This window comes from Enterococcus sp. DIV0802b (genome assembly GCF_050543535.1).
GTDB classification, from domain to species: domain Bacteria; phylum Bacillota; class Bacilli; order Lactobacillales; family Enterococcaceae; genus Enterococcus_D; species Enterococcus_D entomosocium.
Genome location: NZ_CP172941.1, coordinates 2,127,473 through 2,146,888 on the forward strand (window position 1 = coordinate 2,127,473; position 19,416 = coordinate 2,146,888).

21 protein-coding genes are annotated in these 19,416 nt (G+C 43.2%); all 21 read right to left on the bottom strand.

Translation table 11 applies throughout. The annotated features are described in order from the left end of the window. Nucleotides 1-35: 35 nt before the first annotated feature. On the bottom strand, nucleotides 36-857 hold the full coding sequence (locus IGJ12_RS10080; protein ID WP_005235360.1) for a TlyA family RNA methyltransferase: 822 nt from the start codon (nucleotides 855-857) through the stop codon (nucleotides 36-38). Beyond that, nucleotides 854-1,750 (bottom strand): polyprenyl synthetase family protein, encoded by an 897-nt coding sequence (locus IGJ12_RS10085; RefSeq protein ID WP_005235358.1) that lies wholly within the window; start codon nucleotides 1,748-1,750, stop codon nucleotides 854-856. Before IGJ12_RS10085 ends, IGJ12_RS10080 begins: the two co-directional genes overlap by 4 nt. Continuing rightward, nucleotides 1,747-1,968 carry an exodeoxyribonuclease VII small subunit gene (locus IGJ12_RS10090; protein ID WP_086299366.1) on the bottom strand — a complete coding sequence of 74 codons (222 nt, stop codon included), beginning with the start codon at nucleotides 1,966-1,968 and terminating at the stop codon, nucleotides 1,747-1,749. Before IGJ12_RS10090 ends, IGJ12_RS10085 begins: the two co-directional genes overlap by 4 nt. Continuing rightward, a complete protein-coding gene (xseA, locus tag IGJ12_RS10095; protein ID WP_005235354.1) occupies nucleotides 1,949-3,301 on the bottom strand; it encodes an exodeoxyribonuclease VII large subunit in 1,353 nt (450 codons plus the stop codon). The genes IGJ12_RS10090 and xseA overlap by 20 nt, the downstream gene beginning before the upstream one ends. Next, nucleotides 3,302-4,153, bottom strand: a complete 852-nt coding sequence (locus tag IGJ12_RS10100) for a bifunctional methylenetetrahydrofolate dehydrogenase/methenyltetrahydrofolate cyclohydrolase (RefSeq protein WP_005235351.1) — start codon at nucleotides 4,151-4,153, stop codon at nucleotides 3,302-3,304. Nucleotides 4,154-4,446: 293 nt separating this feature from the next. Beyond that, complete coding sequence (gene nusB, locus IGJ12_RS10105; RefSeq protein WP_005235350.1) at nucleotides 4,447-4,911, bottom strand: transcription antitermination factor NusB; 465 nt, start codon at nucleotides 4,909-4,911, stop codon at nucleotides 4,447-4,449. Then, the gene (locus IGJ12_RS10110; protein WP_005225770.1) at nucleotides 4,904-5,329 is read right to left on the bottom strand and encodes an Asp23/Gls24 family envelope stress response protein; all 426 of its coding nucleotides are present in this window, start codon (nucleotides 5,327-5,329) and stop codon (nucleotides 4,904-4,906) included. Before IGJ12_RS10110 ends, nusB begins: the two co-directional genes overlap by 8 nt. Before the next feature lie 209 nt (nucleotides 5,330-5,538). Next, entirely contained in the window at nucleotides 5,539-6,603 is a 1,065-nt protein-coding gene (locus IGJ12_RS10115; RefSeq protein WP_005235349.1) for a M24 family metallopeptidase, read from the bottom strand. Between the two features lie 214 nt (nucleotides 6,604-6,817). Beyond that, nucleotides 6,818-7,057, bottom strand: coding sequence for a GlsB/YeaQ/YmgE family stress response membrane protein (locus IGJ12_RS10120; RefSeq protein ID WP_005225767.1), 240 nt, complete (start codon nucleotides 7,055-7,057; stop codon nucleotides 6,818-6,820). A gap of 74 nt (nucleotides 7,058-7,131) precedes the next feature. Continuing rightward, nucleotides 7,132-7,497 carry a DUF956 family protein gene (locus IGJ12_RS10125; protein ID WP_005235348.1) on the bottom strand — a complete coding sequence of 122 codons (366 nt, stop codon included), beginning with the start codon at nucleotides 7,495-7,497 and terminating at the stop codon, nucleotides 7,132-7,134. A gap of 116 nt (nucleotides 7,498-7,613) precedes the next feature. Continuing rightward, entirely contained in the window at nucleotides 7,614-8,525 is a 912-nt protein-coding gene (locus tag IGJ12_RS10130) for a PTS system mannose/fructose/sorbose family transporter subunit IID (RefSeq protein WP_005235347.1), read from the bottom strand. Nucleotides 8,526-8,545: 20 nt separating this feature from the next. Then, a complete protein-coding gene (locus IGJ12_RS10135; RefSeq protein WP_008378492.1) occupies nucleotides 8,546-9,349 on the bottom strand; it encodes a PTS mannose/fructose/sorbose transporter subunit IIC in 804 nt (267 codons plus the stop codon). Nucleotides 9,350-9,379: 30 nt separating this feature from the next. Then, nucleotides 9,380-10,372, bottom strand: coding sequence for a mannose/fructose/sorbose PTS transporter subunit IIA (locus IGJ12_RS10140; protein ID WP_008378493.1), 993 nt, complete (start codon nucleotides 10,370-10,372; stop codon nucleotides 9,380-9,382). Between the two features lie 68 nt (nucleotides 10,373-10,440). Further along, a complete protein-coding gene (locus IGJ12_RS10145) occupies nucleotides 10,441-10,935 on the bottom strand; it encodes a PTS system mannose/fructose/N-acetylgalactosamine-transporter subunit IIB (protein ID WP_026008065.1) in 495 nt (164 codons plus the stop codon). Nucleotides 10,936-11,164: 229 nt separating this feature from the next. Beyond that, nucleotides 11,165-13,939, bottom strand: coding sequence for a sigma-54-dependent transcriptional regulator (locus IGJ12_RS10150; protein WP_430601627.1), 2,775 nt, complete (start codon nucleotides 13,937-13,939; stop codon nucleotides 11,165-11,167). A 230-nt stretch (nucleotides 13,940-14,169) separates the two neighbouring features. After that, nucleotides 14,170-14,703 carry a GNAT family N-acetyltransferase gene (locus tag IGJ12_RS10155; RefSeq protein ID WP_008378501.1) on the bottom strand — a complete coding sequence of 178 codons (534 nt, stop codon included), beginning with the start codon at nucleotides 14,701-14,703 and terminating at the stop codon, nucleotides 14,170-14,172. Between the two features lie 96 nt (nucleotides 14,704-14,799). Continuing rightward, on the bottom strand, nucleotides 14,800-15,708 hold the full coding sequence (locus IGJ12_RS10160) for a diacylglycerol/lipid kinase family protein (RefSeq protein WP_008378502.1): 909 nt from the start codon (nucleotides 15,706-15,708) through the stop codon (nucleotides 14,800-14,802). A gap of 145 nt (nucleotides 15,709-15,853) precedes the next feature. Continuing rightward, nucleotides 15,854-16,645, bottom strand: coding sequence for a phosphonate ABC transporter, permease protein PhnE (gene phnE / locus IGJ12_RS10165; RefSeq protein ID WP_008378503.1), 792 nt, complete (start codon nucleotides 16,643-16,645; stop codon nucleotides 15,854-15,856). Beyond that, nucleotides 16,642-17,424 (bottom strand): phosphonate ABC transporter, permease protein PhnE, encoded by a 783-nt coding sequence (phnE, locus tag IGJ12_RS10170; RefSeq protein WP_005235330.1) that lies wholly within the window; start codon nucleotides 17,422-17,424, stop codon nucleotides 16,642-16,644. The genes phnE (IGJ12_RS10165) and phnE (IGJ12_RS10170) overlap by 4 nt, the downstream gene beginning before the upstream one ends. Next, the gene (phnC, locus tag IGJ12_RS10175) at nucleotides 17,421-18,209 is read right to left on the bottom strand and encodes a phosphonate ABC transporter ATP-binding protein (RefSeq protein ID WP_430618973.1); all 789 of its coding nucleotides are present in this window, start codon (nucleotides 18,207-18,209) and stop codon (nucleotides 17,421-17,423) included. The genes phnE (IGJ12_RS10170) and phnC overlap by 4 nt, the downstream gene beginning before the upstream one ends. 95 nt (nucleotides 18,210-18,304) lie before the next feature. Beyond that, nucleotides 18,305-19,240, bottom strand: coding sequence for a phosphate/phosphite/phosphonate ABC transporter substrate-binding protein (phnD, locus tag IGJ12_RS10180; protein WP_005235326.1), 936 nt, complete (start codon nucleotides 19,238-19,240; stop codon nucleotides 18,305-18,307). Nucleotides 19,241-19,416: the final 176 nt, after the last annotated feature.

Below are 19,416 nucleotides of genomic sequence, written 5' to 3' on the forward strand. Positions count from 1 at the left end.
AGCCGACAAGTAAAATGTCCACTCTCTTCCATTCTTTATTTTGGTTGATGAAAGGTCTCATGTGCTGATGCAACAACTTTCGGGATATCGATCCCTGCTGCGGTACCTTCTTGCAGGCTTTTCTTTAAATGTACGATAAACTCGATATTCCCTTCGCCACCAGTGATTGGTGAAAAACTTAGGTTTAAGACATCGAAATTTGTTTTCTTAGCAAATGCTAGTACTTCCTCCAAAACTCGTTCATGGGTTCTGGGATCACGAACGATCCCATTTTTCCCGACTGCTTCTTTGCCCGCTTCAAATTGCGGTTTAATCAGCGCCATCACTTCGCCATCCGCTACCAAAATATCATACAGCGGGGGTAAAATCAGTTTAAGTGAAATAAAAGAAACATCGATCGTAGCGGCATCTGGAAGACCGTCTAAAAAATCAGTTGGTTTTGCATAACGGAAGTTGACCCGCTCCATTACGATCACTCGCTCATCTTGCCGCAGCTTCCAGGCTAACTGATTGTAACCGACATCCAATGCATAGCTTTTTTTGGCACCATTTTGCAATGCCGCATCAGTAAAACCACCGGTGGATGCGCCGATGTCTAACATGATTTTATCGGTTACGTCAAAATCAAAGACTTTGAGTGCTTTTTCTAACTTGAGACCACCACGAGAAACATAAGGCAGCTTTTTGCCTTTGATCTGCAGCAGTGTATCTGCGGCAATTTTTTCTCCCGGCTTATCTAGGCGCTCATTATTTTTTTCTTTGTACACCAATCCAGCCATCACTCCCCGTTTGGCTTGCTCTCGGGTCTCAAACAGGCCTTGCTGGACAGCTAAAACATCTACTCGTTCTTTCTTCATGCGTTCCCTCGAATCTCAAATCGTTCCACAAATGCCAATAAAACATCCGGCGTAAATTGACCGTATTGACTTAATTGCGCCAGAATTTCTTTGGCCTTGCCTAATTCTTCTGTCAAGGCTTGCTGCGCGCCTGCTAAGCCAAGTAAAGCAGGATAGGTACTTTTCGCCAATTCGTCATCTCGACGGACAACTTTGCCTAGCTCTTCGGTCGTACTAGTGGCATCCAGCAGATCGTCGCGAATTTGAAAGGCTAACCCAATATGCTGGGCAAAGCGATCCAATTCATGCAGAACTTCTTCCGTCTGGTCGGCTAAGACACCTCCAGCAATCACCGCAAAGCGGATCAATTCTCCAGTTTTCCGTTCATGAATGGACATCAGTTCCTCAAGACTAAGGGCTTGGTTTTCTCCTTGAATATCAGCTGCTTGGCCGGCGACCATGCCTTGTGTTCCCGCCGCTTTACTCAATTGCTGCAGCAGCAAGACTTTTTGATTGGCTTCGATCTCCGCCATAGCGACTAATTGAAATGCAGCCGTCAAAAGACCATCTCCAGCTAAAATCGCTAAAGCTTCACCAAAAACCTTATGGTTGGTAGGTTTGCCTCGACGCAGATCATCGTTGTCCATTGCTGGAAGATCATCATGGATCAGCGAATACGTATGCACCATTTCTAGGGCTGCCGCACACTGGTACACCGCGGTATTGACGGGTTTGTGAAAAGCGGCGACTGTTGCTGCCAATAAAAGCGGGCGAATACGTTTGCCGCCAGCTTGGATCGAATACTGCATGCTTTTAAACAATCGTTGATCAGAGGTGTGTTCTTTGACAAAGCGCTCCATGACTTCTTCAATCAATGGGGCGTGTTCTTTTGTGAATTCTGTTAAAGCACTCATTGGTTTTCCTCTTCAAAAGGCACTTCTTCGTTAGATTCTGTCATCATTTTTGTTAAGGACTTTTCTGCTTTACTCAAAGTGTCCTTGCATTGCTTACTCAAAACCATCCCTTTTTGAAAAGCATCTAGTGCCTCTTCTAAGGGAACATCCCCTTGTTCCAAACGGGTTACAATTTGTTCTAATTCTTGTAATGATTCTTCAAATATTGGATTTGCCATGATTAACTCCTTCTGTACTAATAACTTCGACAAGTGCTTGGCCATCTTGGTAATGGATCGTCAGCTGGTCTTCTGGCTCGATCGTATCAATCGATTTGATCACCTGCTCATTTTTCGTGGTATAGCTGTAGCCCCGACCCATGATTTTCAGTGGGCTTAGCAAATCAAGAGATTGGACTGCATTTGCAAATTGATTTTCTTTTGCTGCATAAATATCTTTCATAGCTTTCATTAAGCGTTGGGAAAGATAACTGACCTCTTGGTTACTAGCTTGCAATCGCGCTTTTGGTTGTTGTTGTGCTAAACGTGAAATCAATTGCTGTGCATGGCGATCCTTGTCATAAAGCAAGGTTTGCAGACCTTGCTGCATCCGCTGCTGCAACTGATCGAGTTTGATGGACTGTGCCTCATACAAGCGCTCTGGTTGTCGAAAAACATATGATCCAATCACTCGCTGATAGCGTTCTTGTTTGTACTGGATCTGGTGCATAAAAGCTTGCTCTAATCGGGCTTGTCTTTCTTCGATCCGCAAAATCTCTTCTGATAGGACGGGCACTGCTAATTCGGCAGCTGCGGTCGGAGTTGCCGCCCGCACATCCGCCACTAAATCGGCAATTGTCGTATCAGTTTCATGCCCCACTGAAGAAATAACGGGGGTTTTTGCGTCAAAAATGGCTCTTGCCACTCGTTCTTCATTGAAAGGCCAGAGGTCCTCAATCGACCCACCCCCACGTCCGATGATCATAGTATCAAAGGTACCATCGGCTTCGACTCGTTGGATATTTTTCACCACATCATCCGCGGCTTTGTTGCCTTGTACCACGGTTGGATACAAAACGATCTGAGCAATGGGATAACGCCGCTGGGTCGTCGTGATGATATCTCTGATCACCGCCCCACTAGGACTGGTCAAGACTGCGATGCGTTTCGGGTATTTCGGCAACGACTGCTTCGGTGCAGAAAATAATCCTTCCGCTGCCAATTTCTGCTTTAATTGTTCATAGGCTTGATAAAGGGCACCGACACCGTCTGGTTCCATGTGATCGATCACCATCTGGTAATTTCCGCTTGCCTCATACAAGGTGATACGTCCAACCGCCATGACTTTCATGCCCTCTTCTGGTTGAAAGCGCAGCTTGTCAAAAGCGCCCTTGAACATGACGGTCGAAATTTTTGCACCATCATCCTTTAAACTAAAGTATTGGTGATTGGGGCGACGACGAAAATTAGAGATCTCCCCCGTCAAATAAACCCGCTCTAAATACGGATCGACGTCAAACTTACGCTTGATATATTTTGTTAATGCGGTCACCGTTAAATATTCTTGCGCCATTTAGTTTTTCATTGTCTCCTTTGCTGCCTCGATCGTTTGGGCCATCAACATCGTGATCGTCATTGGTCCTACACCTCTAGGTACCGGGGTGATATAGCTAGCGATCGGTTCGACTTCATCAAATTTCACATCGCCGATCAACTTGCCATTGGCATCCCGATTCATTCCTACATCGATCACCACGGCCCCTTCTTTTACGAAGTCTTTTGTGACAAAATGACCGCGGCCGATCGCCACGACTAAAATGTCCGCTTGCTTCGCTAACTCAGGCAGATTTTTGGTTTTTGAATGAGCAATAGTCACGGTGGCATTTGCCCCTAAGAGCAAGTGCGCCATCGGTTTTCCGACAATGTTGCTGCGGCCGATAACTAAAGCATTTTTCCCTTCCAATTCGATCCCATACGCAGCAAACATTTTCATGATGCCATAAGGGGTACAAGGAATTCGGTCAGGTACACCGGCAAATAATTTTCCTAAATTGATTGGATGAAAACCGTCGACATCTTTTTCCGGTTTGATGGCTAACAGCACTTTTTCTTCATTGATATGTTTTGGCAAAGGAAGTTGAACCAAAATGCCGTGAAAGGCATCATCGTTATTGAACTGTTCGATTTCTGCTAATAATTCTGCCTCAGTAATGGATTCAGGATAGCGGGCAACACGGGAATTGATGCCGATTTTCGCCGCAGCTAGTTCTTTATTTTTCACATAAGTCTGGCTTGCTTTGTCTTCTCCAACAAGTAAAACAACTAATCCCGGTGTCACACCCTGCTCTTTTAGTGTTGCTGTCTCTGAAAGAAACGCCGCTTGCATTTTTTCAGCCAATTCTTTTCCATTGATCAATGTACCCATTCTGACAACTCCTCCAACCTGATTATACTGACTTATTTTGTAAAAAGAAACGCAACAATCGTTTGTCGATCTGCTTCTTCATGTTTTCTATCATAGCATTTTCTGAAAAGAAAAACACCGTCTAAGGCTCCCTTTTTTCGGAAAAAACGAGGTCAAACCGACAAAGTGTATGCAAAAAAACCGAACGATCAAGCAGGACCGTCAAAACAAGGCGGTTGCTCATAAATCGTTCGGTTTCTGCCTCGATCGAATAAAGGCTGTTTTCTTTTGTTCGATAGTGTTAAGGCTGAAAACTACTCACTTACTTGGTTGTTTTTTGTTTCTAGCTCTTGATTGACTGTCGATAAAATACCGTTGACAAACTTTCTTGACTGATCGTCACTAAAGGTTTTCGCTAATTCGATCGCTTCATTCAAAGCCACACGATTCGGCACATTATCCACATAGATCATTTCATACAAAGCGATTCGTAAAATCGTCACGTCCATTTTTGATAAACGCTGGATTTTCCAACCGGCTTTTAGATGACTTTGAATGACTTCATCCAAGGCTTCTTTGTAATGACAGACACCTGCCACTAATTGATCTAAATAAACAGGGACAAAATGCTCTTGTTCTTCATCAATCAATTCATGGTGTTCCAACTCGATGGCATGCATGATGGCATCTTGTTTCGTTAAATCTTTGTTAAAGTCTAGTGGAAATAAAGCTTGTAACGCCATTTTCCGTATTTCATGCCGTGATAATTCTTTACTCATTTTCTTCCTCGTCGTTTCCAAATAATTCTTCGATGTCTGGTAAATCTACTTTTTCTGGCACGACTGCCACAACATGAACATTTACTTCAGCCAGTTGCACATCTGTCATAAATAAGACTTGCTGTTTGACCCGTTCTTGGATCTCCATTGCCACTTTAGGCACTGACATCCCATAAGTGATATAGCAGTAGATATCCACTTTGATCCCTGTTTCATCGATCGTTAAGTAGACTCCTTTGCCATGAGCTGCGCGGCCTAGTAATTCAGTGACACTGTTTGCCAGTGTTCCTCGCATCCCATAGACACCTTCCACTTTAGAAGCAGCGATCCCAATAATGATCTCGATCACTTCTGGCGCGATGACGATTTCGCCTAATTCAGGACTTGCATTTAATACAAGGTTTTTATCTTCATTCATACGTTTTTGCCTCCATTCTAAACAGCTGTACCGTATTGTTTGTAAAAAAATCGCTCGTTTTTTCCGTTTGAAGCAAGCCAGCGCTTGATTCAATCAATAACATCCATGGCACAGTGTTTCTTCTCGCTCTAAGTTTATCATTTTCTGCACTGAGAATCTATAATAACCCACTATTCTCAATGAATTTTCTGAAAAACAAGGTCGATGAATCAGAGAATGATCAATTCTTTCGGTGAATGTGTCAACACTTTATTACCAGTTTCAGTGATCAAAAGATCATCCTCGATACGAACGCCGCCAATTCCTGGAAGATAGATGCCTGGTTCATCTGTAATGACGTTTCCGACAACAAATGCTTTATCAGCACGGAAGGAGACATTTGGTCCTTCGTGGATTTCTAAACCAATCCCATGGCCTGTTGAATGACCAAAAGCATCCCCGTAGCCAAAGGAAGCTATGTGATCCCGGGCGATCGCATCTAGCTCAATTCCGGTCATTCCAGGTTTTGCTGCTGCCAAGACTTTTTCTTGTGCTTCTAGCACGATTTGATAGATTTCTTTCAATTTATCGCCAGGATCCCCCACAGCAAAAGTTCTGGTCATATCAGACACATAGCCTTGATAGTAACAGCCAAAGTCTAACGTGATCAGATCGCCTTGTTCAATCACTTTTTCACTGGCAACCCCATGGGGCATTGCTGAACGAAGACCACTGGCCACGATCGTTTCAAAAGATACGCTTGTGGCACCTAATGAACGCATAAAGAAATCTAACTGATTCGCCACTTCGATTTCGGTCATCCCTGGGCGGATCATTTTCAAAATATGTTCGAACCCTTGATCGGCGATATGGCAGGCTTGTTGGATCAATGCGATTTCTTCCTCATCTTTGACTTCCCGCAATGCCTCGATCATACCAGATACAGGAGCTAATGAGGATTCCTCAATCAAGTCTTCTAAGACGGAGTATTCAGCAAAGCTGACGAAACTTTCTTCAAATGCTAAGACATTGATTTCTTCCTTTTGGCAGATAGTTGCAACTTCTTCAAAAATCGGTCCACTATTTTTTACGATCTCAAATCCTTGGGCTTGGGCAGCTGCTTGCTCTGTATATCGGAAATCTGTTACAAAAAAAGCTTTGTCCAACGTAATGACTGCTAAACCAGTTGTACCAGTAAAGTTTGTCAAGTAACGCAAATTGTATGGGCTGGTGATCAAGAACCCATCAATCGAATCTTTTCTCATTGCTTCACGTAATTTTTCAACTCTTAACATGTATCGTTCCCTACTTTCTTGTTCTATACGATAGTATTATAACAAACTTCCAGAAAAAGCGGAAAGTAAGCGAAAAGTTTTCTAAAAAATCAAACAATACGAACCTAAAGAATGGTGTTTTAAAAAGACTCTAGTTGGCTCTCTCGTTGTTCTTTTCTAGATAACTTTAATCCACAAAAAAAGCAACCCAATCAACGGATTGCTTCTTTGATAATTATCTTTTACGTCCCAAAAAGAATGATACGACAGCCACGAAAATGACTGCCCCAATGATTGCTGGCACGATTGCCATTCCTGCCACTTGCGGTCCCCAAGTGCCGAATAAGCCTTGTCCGATTGATGCGCCCACAAGTCCTGCCACGATATCAAAAATGCAACCGCGTTTTTCTCCTGCGATGGCGCCACCGATTGAACCGATGACCGCTCCCACGATCAATGTCCATAAAAAGTGCATAATAACCCCTCCTAAACTTTCTTATAAAAAGGGTAACATATTGAGAATCAATTGGAAAAACATATGCTCTCTTGTTATTTTCTACGGGTAATTGCCCGTTTCAAGATATCGAAAAAGCCAAGAGAATGGACCATATGATCTGGGTCAACGTATTCGCGAATTGCCCGCAGAACTTTTTTTGGTTCTTTTGATGAGAAGGTATATGTCCCATTCTTTTTGGTCCGAATCGCATACCGTGGGATCCAGCGTCCTTTGAACAAGACCGAAGCGATCACATAGTCGACATCTTCCCAAGGAATTTGAATAAACTTGCGTTTGTCACGATCATTATAAAACTCAAAGGCATTATCGCCGATCATTATTTTGCCGTATTCATTGATACCTAAAAAAGACGTAGCATCGATCGTCAAATCAACTTTTGTATTAAGGGATTGTACCATTTGCGCTTACTCCATTCTATATCGTCTTATCGTTACCTATTATACGTGTTTGCGGCATGTTTGGCGAATAAATAAAAAGATGCTTGGGTCTCCCCAAGCACCTATCATTGAAAAGATTATAACAATCCGATCAAGTGTCCACCGATACCGACTAAGAATAGACCGATAATAATGACGATTGGAGAAACTTTTTTCTTCAATAACCACATACATAACAAAGTAAGCAATAGTGCAGCTAAACCAGGAATCAATTGATCCAAGTTGTTTTGCAATGTTGTTACTTTTGTATCAGTCAATGCACGGCCTTCAGCTACTTGTTGGAAGGCTTGTTGCAAACCAGCTGAACCAGAAGGCAAGTTCGCCCAGTCGACATAAGCACCTTCATCAAGCGGTACGCTTGAGACAACTGGTGCAAAGGAAATCGATACCCAACGTTGAACAAGTGACCCTAATACGAACATCCCTAAAATAGAAGCACCTTTTGTTACATCTTGTAGCAAACCACCTGAAAGGTCATCTGTGATTTTAGAACCAGCACGGTAGCCGAATTCTTGTGTGTACCACATAAATGCCCAACGGATGATGTTCCAAGCAACGAAGAAGATGATTGGGCCTAAGATGTTTCCGCCTAAAGCAAGAGAAGCACCTAATGCACCTAACATCGGACGTACAGTAAACCAGAACACAGGGTCACCGACACCGGCTAAAGGACCCATCATCCCAACTTTTACCCCTTGGATCGCTACGTCATCGACAGGCGCACCATTGGCACGTTCTTCTTCTAACGCTAAAGTTACACCTAAGATTGGTGATGCGATATATGGGTGAGTATTAAAGAATTCTAAGTGACGCTTCAAAGCAGCGGCACGGTCTTCTTTTGTTTTGTATAATTTTTTGATTGCTGGAATCATTGAGAATGCCCAACCACCATTTTGCATACGTTCATAGTTCCATGAACCTTGAATGAAGGTAGAGCGCCATGCTACGGCTAAACGATCTTTTTTATTTAATTGAATTTTTTCTGCCATTTTTTTCTCCTCCTTCGATTCTAATAGTCATTCAAGATATCGCCTAGAGGGTCGCCAGTGTTGCTGCCGCCGCCTCCATTTGATGATCCGCCCATTTTAGTTAGGTTCAAGTAGATCAATGCGATTGCTACTGCCAAGGCACCGATAGCGATCAATGTCAATTGAGAGATAGCTGCGATTACGAAACCGATAATAAAGAATGGCCATACTTCGCGAGTTGCCATCATGTTGATAACCATTGCGTAACCAACGGCAACAACCATACCACCACCGATAGCCATACCATCAGTTAACCATGCAGGCATTGATTCTAAGAAGTTTTGAACAGTTGCAGCAGGGATAGCCAACAATGCAGCTGCAGGAATCGCAATACGAACCCCTTGCATACATACAGCGATCACGTGCCACATTTCGATTTTACGAATGTTGCCTTCTTCAGCAGCAGCATCCATAAAGTGAACGATTGGCACAGCCAATGTACGAACGATCATTGTCAAGAACAACCCAGCAACAGCTAGAGGGATCGCAACGGCAATCGCTGTATCAACACCAGCAGTTCCTTGTCCACCTAAAACTAAAATAATTGCAGATGCGACAGACGCCAATGCAGCATCAGGTGCAACAGCGGCACCGATATTTGCCCATCCAAGTGCGATCATTTGTAATGATCCGCCCAAAATGATACATGCTTCCAAATTACCGGTCACTAAACCGATCAAAGTACACGCGATTAGCGGTTGATGGAATTGGAATTCATCCAAGATCCCTTCCATACCAGCTAAAAAGGCAACGAGTACTACTAATACCATAGATATAATAGTCATGATAGACCTCCTATTTAGTTGAATACGTTTCTATTTATTTGCCAATTCATTTTTGGCTTTGCGTAAGATTTCGTCCATGTTGTCTCGAGAGTCATTTGGTACTTTACGCACATCGAATTTGATGCCGCGTTCTTTCAAATCTTCAAATGTATTCACATCATCTGTACCCATCGACAATACTTTACTTACAACAACTTTCCCAACAGAGTGAGCCATTGAACCAACGTTCACTTCAGTAATATCAACGCCACCTTCAACAGCACGTAATACATCTTGTGGGTTTTCAAATAATAGTAAAGCTTTCGTATTCCCGAAACGAGGGTCTTTAGAAACTTCAATCATTTTGTCCACTGGAATGACGTTCGCTTTTACTCCTGGAGGAGCTGCTTGTTCGATCAGTTTTTTACGCAAGTCATCTTTTGCCACCGCGTCAGAAACAACGATGATCCGAGATGGATTCACTGATTTTGTCCAAGCTGTAGCAACTTGACCATGCAACAAACGTGAATCGACACGAGCAAGTACGATTTTGATTTTGCCATCGCCTAGAACAGTTCCCGGAGGAAGTGATCCTTTAGGTTGATCGTCTTGCACTGCTTTTGGTGCTGAAGCTTCTTCTGGTTCAAGTTCTTCTGGTTTGACCTTGACCCCTTCTTTAGCTGTTTCAACGATATGCGCAGCAATTTCATGCGCTGTATTCATTGAAAAACGTGAAGCATAGGCTTCGATCACCATTGGTAAATTCATACCAGCAACGATTGCCCATTTGTCTTTGTGATCTTCAAACAAGCTGTTCGCTTGGTTGAAAGGAGTACCACCCCAAAGATCAACTAAGAATAATACTTCTTCTTGATCGTCAAATGTAGCAATTGCTTCTTGCATTTTTGCCTTGATGTCATCTGGACCTTCACTTGGCATCAATGTAACAGCTTTAACATTTTCTTGTTCGCCGAAGATCATTGAACCAGATTGCAAAATGCCGTTAGCAAATTCTCCATGACTTGCTAGGATAATTCCTACCATCTTTTTACCTCCTATATCAAAATTGAAAAATGTGACACGAATACGAAAGAAAAAACAACATCGAAAAACTAAGGGTGACTACCTTCTTTTTCCAAAATATCCTTCAAAAAGATTTTACGATCAGCTGGAACTTTGCGTATCTCCACTTCAATGCCTTGGTTTTGCAAGTAAAGCAATGAAGCAAGATCTTGATCATTGACTGACACGAAATTAGTGATCATTCGTTTTCCCATTGAAAAACTCATACCGCCGATATTGACGGAACGAATGTCAATGCCTCCTTTAACCAGAGTCACGACATCTTGAGGGTTGGTAAATAATAACATGACTTTTTGCGTATTAAATAATGTGTTATGCGCCACCTCAAGCATTTTCGCTACTGTCACCACATTGGATTTGATCCCTGGTGGAGCAGCTTCTTTCAAGAGAAACTTTCGTAATTGGTCATTTGCGACTTCATCACTGACCACGATGATTCGATTGATACCAGTCATTTTCGACCAAGCTGTGGCGACCTGACCATGAATCAACCGATCGTCGATTCGGGCAAGACGTATATCCATTCCCATTGTGCAAGCCTCCTACATCCATCGATCCGCTTTTCATATTGAGGATCTGTTCTTTTTTCAATCACCTCCTGTATCCACTTATATAGAAGCAAGAAGCGTGCCAAGTTTTTCCGATACACTATTCTTGAAAAAACCTTAAGAATCAGCATTCAGATAATACACTAAAAAAGATACACTAAAAAATACTGTATCTTTTTTAGTGTATCTGTATTATTTGTAAGATTTAAAAATACATTTCTTTTTCGTGATGGTTTTTGATCAGCTCTAGCAGATAGTACTCTTCAGTCTTAGGCACTTCGATATTCATCAAGCGTGAAAACGATTGGACATGCACATGCAATTGGCCATAAAGCGGATTCTCCTCCATCGCTGTTAAATCAATTTCAGAAACAGTCAATGGCTGCCGCAGTAAGATCCGCTCCAGCATACCTGCGCCATGCATCACAAAATTGATCTGAAAGCCTTGCTGCGCCCCTACCAAATCCAAATCGTGAATGATCTCTTCGCCAAATTTCCACAACGGCTCTACTACTTTTTTCGCATTGACATAGGTAAAGTTTTCCTCTAAATACCGGACACAGATTTCTTTCGCCTGCCGATCATCTAGCTGTACTTCATCTTCAAAACTCAAATCATTCTCTAATAGGATATCATCCAACAGTAGATCAACATCTTGATCAATAAAACGTTCTAATGAAATAAACGGTGCGTCGATATGGGGATCGATGATCCCTGTTGCGGCAATCAGACGGTAGCGCTGTTGAATCTGATCCAAGTCCGTCCTCAGATCCGCCACCGATAACGTCACCACTTCGACATTTTGGTTTTGACGTTTTGACAATGAGCTTTGGATCAATTCTTTGATGCGCTGCGCCGTTCCCTTTCCCGAAGCGCAGACCGCTAGAATCGCTTTAGGATGGTGGTTTTGTGTCACTGGTTCTTCCACAGTGACCGCTCCATACCCGCGGAACTTCCGTAATGAATCATAGAGCTGATCGAGGTCCGTGCCGATCACTGACGCTTTACGGACCGTCTCTAGGACGATGGAGGTGGTCACCATATCGACTGTTCGAACAGCCACACCCGTTTCTCGTTGGATTTCATTATTAAAGGTCGCTAAGGACCCCATATCGACTAAAAGGATCACCCCACTGCCATCATTGACTGCCCGTACACTATCCACGATTTTTTTCAACGCCACAGCCGGGGGCATATCTAACGGCATGTCCACCGCTGTCACTTGATCGACTTCCAGCAATTGTTTGACCACTTGTACCATGCTACTGGCTGTGCTGTTGCCGTGGGCTGCAACGACGACGCCGATTTTCCCAGAGGAATGAGAGGTTCTAAGAGAAACCAGAAGAACCGCTAAATAATAAGATTCGCTCTCAGGAATCGCCACTTGGAAACTATCACCAATAAAATCGCGGACTTCTTTGGCGACTTCAAACTCTTGAGGATAATCAGCTACCATCTGACGAATATTGTCGTTGGTTTGTCGTTCTTCTCCCAAATGGATTTTTTTCAAAAACGAGCTGATGTGTAAGCTCATGGCATAGATGAAATTTTGCTGAAAATCATAATTTAAGCGTTGTCGAACCAGCTCATAGATTTGATTTGTTACACTGATCACTTTCTGATCGACAAATTCACTTAGTTTATTGACCGAGTTAAAGGAAAACCCGTGATCTTTATAAAAAGACTTTAAGTGAACATTGATATCTGTTGAGATAAAATGATTGATCGCTTCTTGATCTAACCCATCTGCTTTTAGCAGAGCAGCCTTGTCGCCGATAATATCGTAAAGATTATAAGGCAATTCATAGGAATCTGATTGAATATTGTTTAAGTTTTGATTCGGTTGAATGCTGATCTTCGGTTCAAGGATCTTAGAGAGCTCTGCCAGCTCATTGCGGCGATTCCCCAAAACGATCAATCCTGAACGAATCCCTTCTGGCAAATCGATCAAATCGATTTCAATCTCATCTTGTTGCATATGATTCAAAAAGCCCCGTGCACAGACTAGCTGGACATTGGATTTCAATTGACCGATATTCCCAAAACTGACACTGCCGATCAACGCTTTGACCACATCTTCTGTCAAGGAGATCGTCCGCTGAATACGGGTCGCCTCTTGCCCGACTAATACCCGAACGAGATCGACTTTTTCTGATGCGGGTCGTTTCTCAAAAAAGGGCAGTTGAATATTGATGGGAATGCGTCGGGTAAAGGTATCTAATAGCGTTGAGTTGGGGTCTTCGGTAGTAGCACCAACGATTCGGACATTCGCTTGATGATTTTTGCCCGTCTCTCCTAGACGGCTAAAGGTTCCATGATCCATAAAGTAAAAAATCATTTCTTGCCCTTCTGGCGGTAATCGATGGATCTCATCGAGAAACAACATACTCTCATCCGCTTGATCAATAATACCAATCTTCTCTTGATCGGCACCCGTAAATGCCCCCCGTACATAACCAAACAAATGGCTCATCAAAAGCTCTGGGTTATTTGCATAGTCCGCACAGTTAAAGACGATCAATTCTTTGTCATCGGCAATTACTTGATTGCTTTTGGCAAACTGGAACATCGCATGGGCAAAGTACGTTTTCCCAGAACCAGTAGGCCCTGTGATCAAGCAGTTTAGCCCTTTCGGCGGATACAAGATCGCTGCTTTCGCCTGCTCAACAGCGTTTTTCATACTTCCGTTGGCACCGATGATCGTCGCAAAAATATCTCGGTCAGAGGGTTTTCCTTGTACTCGTTGAGGGAAGGCTTTTTCTCTTTGCGGGCGACTTTCTTTGTAGCTTGGGACATACTTTTCCTTACTGCTGGGATCGACCCCTGCCGCCCAATAACGAACAGGCCGCGAGTCGCTTTTTTCGACGCGCCCTTCTTTAACAAGCTTATTTAAATCCTTACTGGCATTACTGCGCTGAATGGCTAAATGATCGGCAACTTCTGAAGTAGACAACCCCTTCTTTTCCCCTAAGCCGCTCATCGTATTTTCGACGATATATTGATAAATCCGTTCGATTCGCTTGCCCAACAGCTTCGCCTCCTTGTTTTTTCCACTTGAATACTTTACTCATTTTTCTATAAAAAAGCAACTTTTTTTCCACACAGAAAAAGCAAAATACTTTGTTCGAAAGAACAATAGAACGTCCTTTCACATGCTACTCTCAGCATAAAGCATTTTGCCAAAAAAAGATATTCAAAAGTCAGGATGTGTTAGGCTTTTTCATTGGGAATGAACGTTGGCACCTGGTCTGGAAATCGTTGCAGTTCTTTTTGCATCCAAATCACATCGTGCCATTGATTGAACTTATAGCCGACATGCGAAAAATCAGCAACTTTCCGATACCCAAGCTTCTCATGAAAAGCCTCGCTTTGTTGATTGCCTCCTGTAATACACGCAGTCAGATTGACCACGTTTTGCGCTTTTAGTTTTTCTTCAAGCCCTTGATAAAGAGCGGTGCCGAGCCCTTTTGCTTTGGCATCCGGCGCTAAATAAACGGTTACTTCAACGGTCCAATCATACGCCGCCCGTTCTTTATAGGCTGACGCATAGGCATAACCGACAATTTCACCAGCCTCTTCTGCAACGAGATACGGGTAGCGTTTCAAGGTCTTGGCGATGCGTTCCGCGAATTCTTGAACCGATGGCACCTCCGTTTCAAAGGTAATCGGTGTATTTTCTACATAATAAGCATAGATTGCTGTCAAGGCTTGGGCATCTGCAATCGTGGCAGAACGTATCGTCATAGAACCCCTTCTTTCAGTAAATTTTTTCCCAGTATACTCTTTCTGAATAAAAAAAACAATCCGCTTTTGACGGATCGTTTCCTAGTTATGAATGATTTAACGGGCTTTTTCAACTCCGCAATACACGGTAAGATGTTGCGGCAGCACCGCTACTGTGATTGGCAATTCCGGCCCTGGATCACCATCGACATTCGTTTCGATCGTTGCCCCATCCGTCAAACGAATCGTTGCTTTATCAAAAGTTTGATAACCAAGAACATCATTTGATTCCGTAACTCCTTTGAGAAGCTCAGGCACGCTTTTGACAGTTTCCCAAAGATTCGTATCCTTTAAGTAGATCAGATGTAATTTGCCGTCATCGGTACTCGCTTTAGGCAAAAGAGATTCGAAACCGCCGATCGTATTGGATGAACCAACGATCATCGTACTGCTTTCCACAGCGATCGTCGTTTTTTCGCCATTATTTTCGGCGGTCACTTCAAACGGATGACTTTCATTTTTCCGCACTTCCCGTAGACCAGAAACAAAATAGGCCATTTTTCCCAGCTTGGTTTTTTCTTCAACTTCCACATTGTTGATCGCCGCTGGAATCATACCAATCGCCACTACATTGGTAAAATAGTCTTGATTAACCTGCCCAATATCGATTTTGCGGGTGTGATCCACTGCAAATGATTCGATGGCTTCCTTGGGATCTAGTGGAATCGCTAATGCTCTGGCTAAATCATTTACTGTGCCCAGCGGGAAGAAACCGAAATTTGGTCGTTTGTCATGAGGAGCTAAGCCATTGACCGCTTCATTGACGGTACCATCACCGCCCATTGCGAAGACACTGTCAAATTCTGCTGCTGCCTCAGAGGCAAAACGTGTAGCATCTCCTTCTTTTTCGGTATGTTTGACAACGACTTCTGAAAAAGCTTCCCGCAGCTTTTCTTCTGCCATCTCCTCAAATTCTTTCGCTTGTTCCCCACCAGAACTTGGATTGACGATCAATAATGCTTTCATAAAACAGCCTCCTTGTTTGGGTTCATTTTCTATGAATCCAGTATAACAAGTTTCACGAAACCTGTCTTAAACGACATCCGCCTATCCGCTGCAAAAAAACACAGCCTATGCAGACTGTGTTTTTTCGAGTACGCACCTCATTTTATTAAACCAATCGTTTACGCAAGCGCCCAGAAATAAAATCAATGATCGTGACCGTCACAACGATCCCTAATAAAATGATTCCTACACGGCTCCATGATCGCGCATTGATGGCAAAGATCATCGGCGTACCGATCCCACCTGCCCCTACGATCCCTAAGATCGAAGCTGAACGGACAGCCAGTTCAAAACGATACAAGGTAAAAGAAAGAAATTCTGGAATCAATTGTGGCAATGTCGCAAAGCCTAACACATCCCAACGATTTCCTCCCGCACTAACGACCGATTCTGAAGGACCGTGATCCATGTTCTCGATCGCTTCGCTATAGAGTTTCGCCAACATCCCAATGGAATGGACACTAACTGCCAAAACACCAGCAAAGGATCCGGGACCCACTGTTTTGATGAACATGATCGCTAAGACGATTTCTGGAAACGTTCGAATCGCCGTCAGCACGATTTTACCGAAACCTGATAGCCAGCGAGGGCTGTTTTTGCTGCGCGCCGCCCAAAAGGCAAAAGGAATACTTAATATTGAGGATAAAAACGTACCCACAAAGGCGATCGCAACGGTTTCGATCATCAAACTGATCAAATCTTCGCCATCACCGGTATAAACATAGCCCCAATCAGGATGGATCAGGCCATAAAAGATTGAGCCGACAATTTGACCGACATTTTCTTTAACACCCGCAAAAGGCACGCCAGCAAAAGCCCAAATATAAAGGAGGATAACGACTACTGCGATCAGCCAATTCCGTATTTTTTTCTTTTTCGGTTCTGCTGGCAACATCATAACAATCGCTCCCTTAATCTATTACTGATGGTATCAATCACCAAAACAACTGCAAAAATCACTAAGACGATAATCGACGTCTGGTCATATCGAAATTGGCTTAAAGATCGTTGTAAGAAAACACCGATTCCGCCTGCGCCGATATACCCAAGAATCGTCGATGCCCGCACATTGATCTCAAAGGCATAAAGCAAGTAACTAAGAAAATGGCTCATGACTTGCGGTACGACTGCATAGCGGATGATGTCAAACTTCGATCCTCCAGAAGCCGTGATTGCTTCGATCGGACCTTCATCAATCGTTTCAATCGATTCATAAAACAATTTGGTGATCATCCCAAAAGAAAACACAGAGATGGAGATCACCCCGGCAACGGGACCGATTCCGACAATGGCAACAAATAAAGCCGCCAGCATCAAATCAGGTACTGTCCGAATGATATTTAAAACAAAACGGAAACAACCGCTGATCCAATGATTCGTCATGATATTTCGTGCTGCTAAAAGTGAAAACGGAAAGGCCGCCAGTGCACCAAAGGTTGTGCCGATGATCGCCATTTGGATGGTTTGCAAAATCGGCTCAACAATGATTTTGGCATATGCCCAATCAGGATGAGCCATCTTTTGTAAAATGACATTCATTTGACTGCTGTTGCTAAAGAACCGTGCCAAATCAACGCCAGAAATAGAGCCGCTAACGAACAATACCACTAAAAAAATGACGAGCCACAGAACATTTTTCCATAGTCCGCTGCGTTTCGGCAACGTATTTGTCGTCATTGTCCTGCCCCTTCCTGCTCTTCCATGATCTCGCTACCATAAATCTGTTTCAATCGCTGATCGGTCGCTTCACTGACAGGGCCATCAAAAACCAAGCCCCCATCTCGTAACCCGATGATCCGTGTGCCGTATTCTCTTGCCAATTGGACAGAATGTAAATTGACTACGATAGTGATGCCCAGATCTTGATTGATCCGTTTTAAGTCATTCATGACTTTTTCAGTGGTTAAAGGATCTAAGGAAGCAACCGGTTCATCCGCTAAAATAATCTTCGGCTCTTGCGTCAAAGCACGGGCAATCGAAACCCGCTGCTGCTGACCGCCAGACAATTCATCGGCTCGAGTATAGACTTTTTCTGCTAAATTGACCCGCTGCAGCGATTGATAAGCCAGCTCTTTATCCGCTTGCGGGAACAAACCAAGCAACATTTTGATCGTTGGGTGATAAGCTACTCGCCCAGTTAAGACATTTCGCAAGACACTCGAACGTTTCACCAAATTAAAGCTTTGGAAAATCATGCCAATGTCTCGACGAATCAAGCGCAACTCTCTTCCTTTTGCTTTTGTGATCGACTTGCTATCGATTAAAATCTCGCCACTCGTGATCTCGTGCAGTCGATTGATGGAGCGCAGCATCGTTGATTTTCCTGCTCCTGATAAACCCACTACGATGACAAATTCCCCTTTTTTGATATCGATGTTTAAGTCCTTCAAACCTAATACCCCATTTGGGTATTGCTTGGTCACATTCTGAAATGAAATAATCGTTTCGTTCTCTAGAGACATGATTCTCCTACTTTCTTTCCATTAGGTAAAAATTGCTTTCCATTCGAAAAGGGTACCTCAACTACCGGTACCCTCCCGATCTATTCATCTATTAGTTATTGTCCGACTTGTTCCGCATACTCTCTTACGATGTCGAAATTGCTGTCTTGTGAAACAACGTATCCTTCATGAGAGTAAATATCAGAGATGATTTGTTTTCCTTCTTCATCTTTACCGATCGCGATAAAGGCATCTTGGATTTTTTTGTCCCACTCTTCACTCATGTCGCTGCGGACACTGATCGTATCGTTCGGGATCGGTTCGGTAAAGTACATTGGTTCTACCTCATCCATGATTTCTGGGTAATCATTTTTGACCGTGTTGCGGGCATCTTCAAAAACGAACGCTGCGTCAACGTCGCCATTCAAGACAGATAAGACCGCTTGGTCATGGCCTTTGACTTGAACAGTCGTCACATCCGTATTGATATCGATGCCTGCTTTTTTCATTTCTGCTACTGGCCAAACATAACCGGCAGAAGAAGTAACATCTTGCGTGGCAATCGTTTTGCCTTTTAAATCTTCCAACTCTTTGATATCGCTGCCGCTTTTTACGACGATCATTGAGCGATAGCTATCAACCAATTCATCCGTTGATTCCCCACCAGGCTGCTTGATGCCATAACGCTGTGCTTGTAATAGCACCTTAACATTGCTTTGTTCATTTGCTAAAACATAGGCATTCGGCGGTAAAAAGCCTACATCTACTTGTTTCGAAGCCATTGCTTCGACGATTGTATTGTAGTCAGTGGAAACACTCACAGTGACTGGAATCCCCAATTCATCACTTAATAATTGCTCAAGTGGTTTTGCTTTTGCTTCTAATGTTTCTGCTGCTTGTGATGGAACAAATTGAACGGTCAACTTTTCTGGTACATATCCTGCTTCTTCAGCCGCCGAGTCAGTACTTGCTCCACCTGAGCCACATGCCGCCAGCGTAACTGCTGCCACCAAACCTAAACCAAACATTGCCGTTTTCTTCCAAACTTTCATCACTTTTTCTCCTTTTCATTAAAAAAATCGAACTCACGGAATTCCGAACTTTCCTTTTTGATTATAAAAAACCAACGAATCAAAAACAATCTTTTTCGAATTACGAACGTTTTCTTTTTTGATAATGTTCGTGTTTCGACCAAAATCATTCGTGAGCACATTCTCAATAATCAACG

Excerpts from the sequence above, each read along its gene's own strand:
- IGJ12_RS10080 (WP_005235360.1), bottom strand. The coding sequence starts at position 857 with ATGAAGAAAGAACGAGTAGATGTTTTAGCTGTCCAGCAAGGCCTGTTT.
- IGJ12_RS10085 (WP_005235358.1), bottom strand. The coding sequence starts at position 1,750 with ATGAGTGCTTTAACAGAATTCACAAAAGAACACGCCCCATTGATTGAA.
- IGJ12_RS10090 (WP_086299366.1), bottom strand. The coding sequence starts at position 1,968 with ATGGCAAATCCAATATTTGAAGAATCATTACAAGAATTAGAACAAATT.
- xseA (WP_005235354.1), bottom strand. The coding sequence starts at position 3,301 with ATGGCGCAAGAATATTTAACGGTGACCGCATTAACAAAATATATCAAG.
- IGJ12_RS10100 (WP_005235351.1), bottom strand. The coding sequence starts at position 4,153 with ATGGGTACATTGATCAATGGAAAAGAATTGGCTGAAAAAATGCAAGCG.
- nusB (WP_005235350.1), bottom strand. The coding sequence starts at position 4,911 with ATGAGTAAAGAATTATCACGGCATGAAATACGGAAAATGGCGTTACAA.
- IGJ12_RS10110 (WP_005225770.1), bottom strand. The coding sequence starts at position 5,329 with ATGAATGAAGATAAAAACCTTGTATTAAATGCAAGTCCTGAATTAGGC.
- IGJ12_RS10115 (WP_005235349.1), bottom strand. The coding sequence starts at position 6,603 with ATGTTAAGAGTTGAAAAATTACGTGAAGCAATGAGAAAAGATTCGATT.
- IGJ12_RS10120 (WP_005225767.1), bottom strand. The coding sequence starts at position 7,057 with ATGCACTTTTTATGGACATTGATCGTGGGAGCGGTCATCGGTTCAATC.
- IGJ12_RS10125 (WP_005235348.1), bottom strand. The coding sequence starts at position 7,497 with ATGGTACAATCCCTTAATACAAAAGTTGATTTGACGATCGATGCTACG.
- IGJ12_RS10130 (WP_005235347.1), bottom strand. The coding sequence starts at position 8,525 with ATGGCAGAAAAAATTCAATTAAATAAAAAAGATCGTTTAGCCGTAGCA.
- IGJ12_RS10135 (WP_008378492.1), bottom strand. The coding sequence starts at position 9,349 with ATGACTATTATATCTATGGTATTAGTAGTACTCGTTGCCTTTTTAGCT.
- IGJ12_RS10140 (WP_008378493.1), bottom strand. The coding sequence starts at position 10,372 with ATGGTAGGAATTATCCTAGCAAGTCATGGAGAATTTGCTAACGGCATT.
- IGJ12_RS10145 (WP_026008065.1), bottom strand. The coding sequence starts at position 10,935 with ATGGATATACGTCTTGCCCGAATCGACGATCGGTTGATTCATGGTCAG.
- IGJ12_RS10150 (WP_430601627.1), bottom strand. The coding sequence starts at position 13,939 with ATGAGCGGCTTAGGGGAAAAGAAGGGGTTGTCTACTTCAGAAGTTGCC.
- IGJ12_RS10155 (WP_008378501.1), bottom strand. The coding sequence starts at position 14,703 with ATGACGATACGTTCTGCCACGATTGCAGATGCCCAAGCCTTGACAGCA.
- IGJ12_RS10160 (WP_008378502.1), bottom strand. The coding sequence starts at position 15,708 with ATGAAAGCATTATTGATCGTCAATCCAAGTTCTGGTGGGGAACAAGCG.
- phnE (WP_008378503.1), bottom strand. The coding sequence starts at position 16,645 with ATGATGTTGCCAGCAGAACCGAAAAAGAAAAAAATACGGAATTGGCTG.
- phnE (WP_005235330.1), bottom strand. The coding sequence starts at position 17,424 with ATGACGACAAATACGTTGCCGAAACGCAGCGGACTATGGAAAAATGTT.
- phnC (WP_430618973.1), bottom strand. The coding sequence starts at position 18,209 with ATGTCTCTAGAGAACGAAACGATTATTTCATTTCAGAATGTGACCAAG.
- phnD (WP_005235326.1), bottom strand. The coding sequence starts at position 19,240 with ATGAAAGTTTGGAAGAAAACGGCAATGTTTGGTTTAGGTTTGGTGGCA.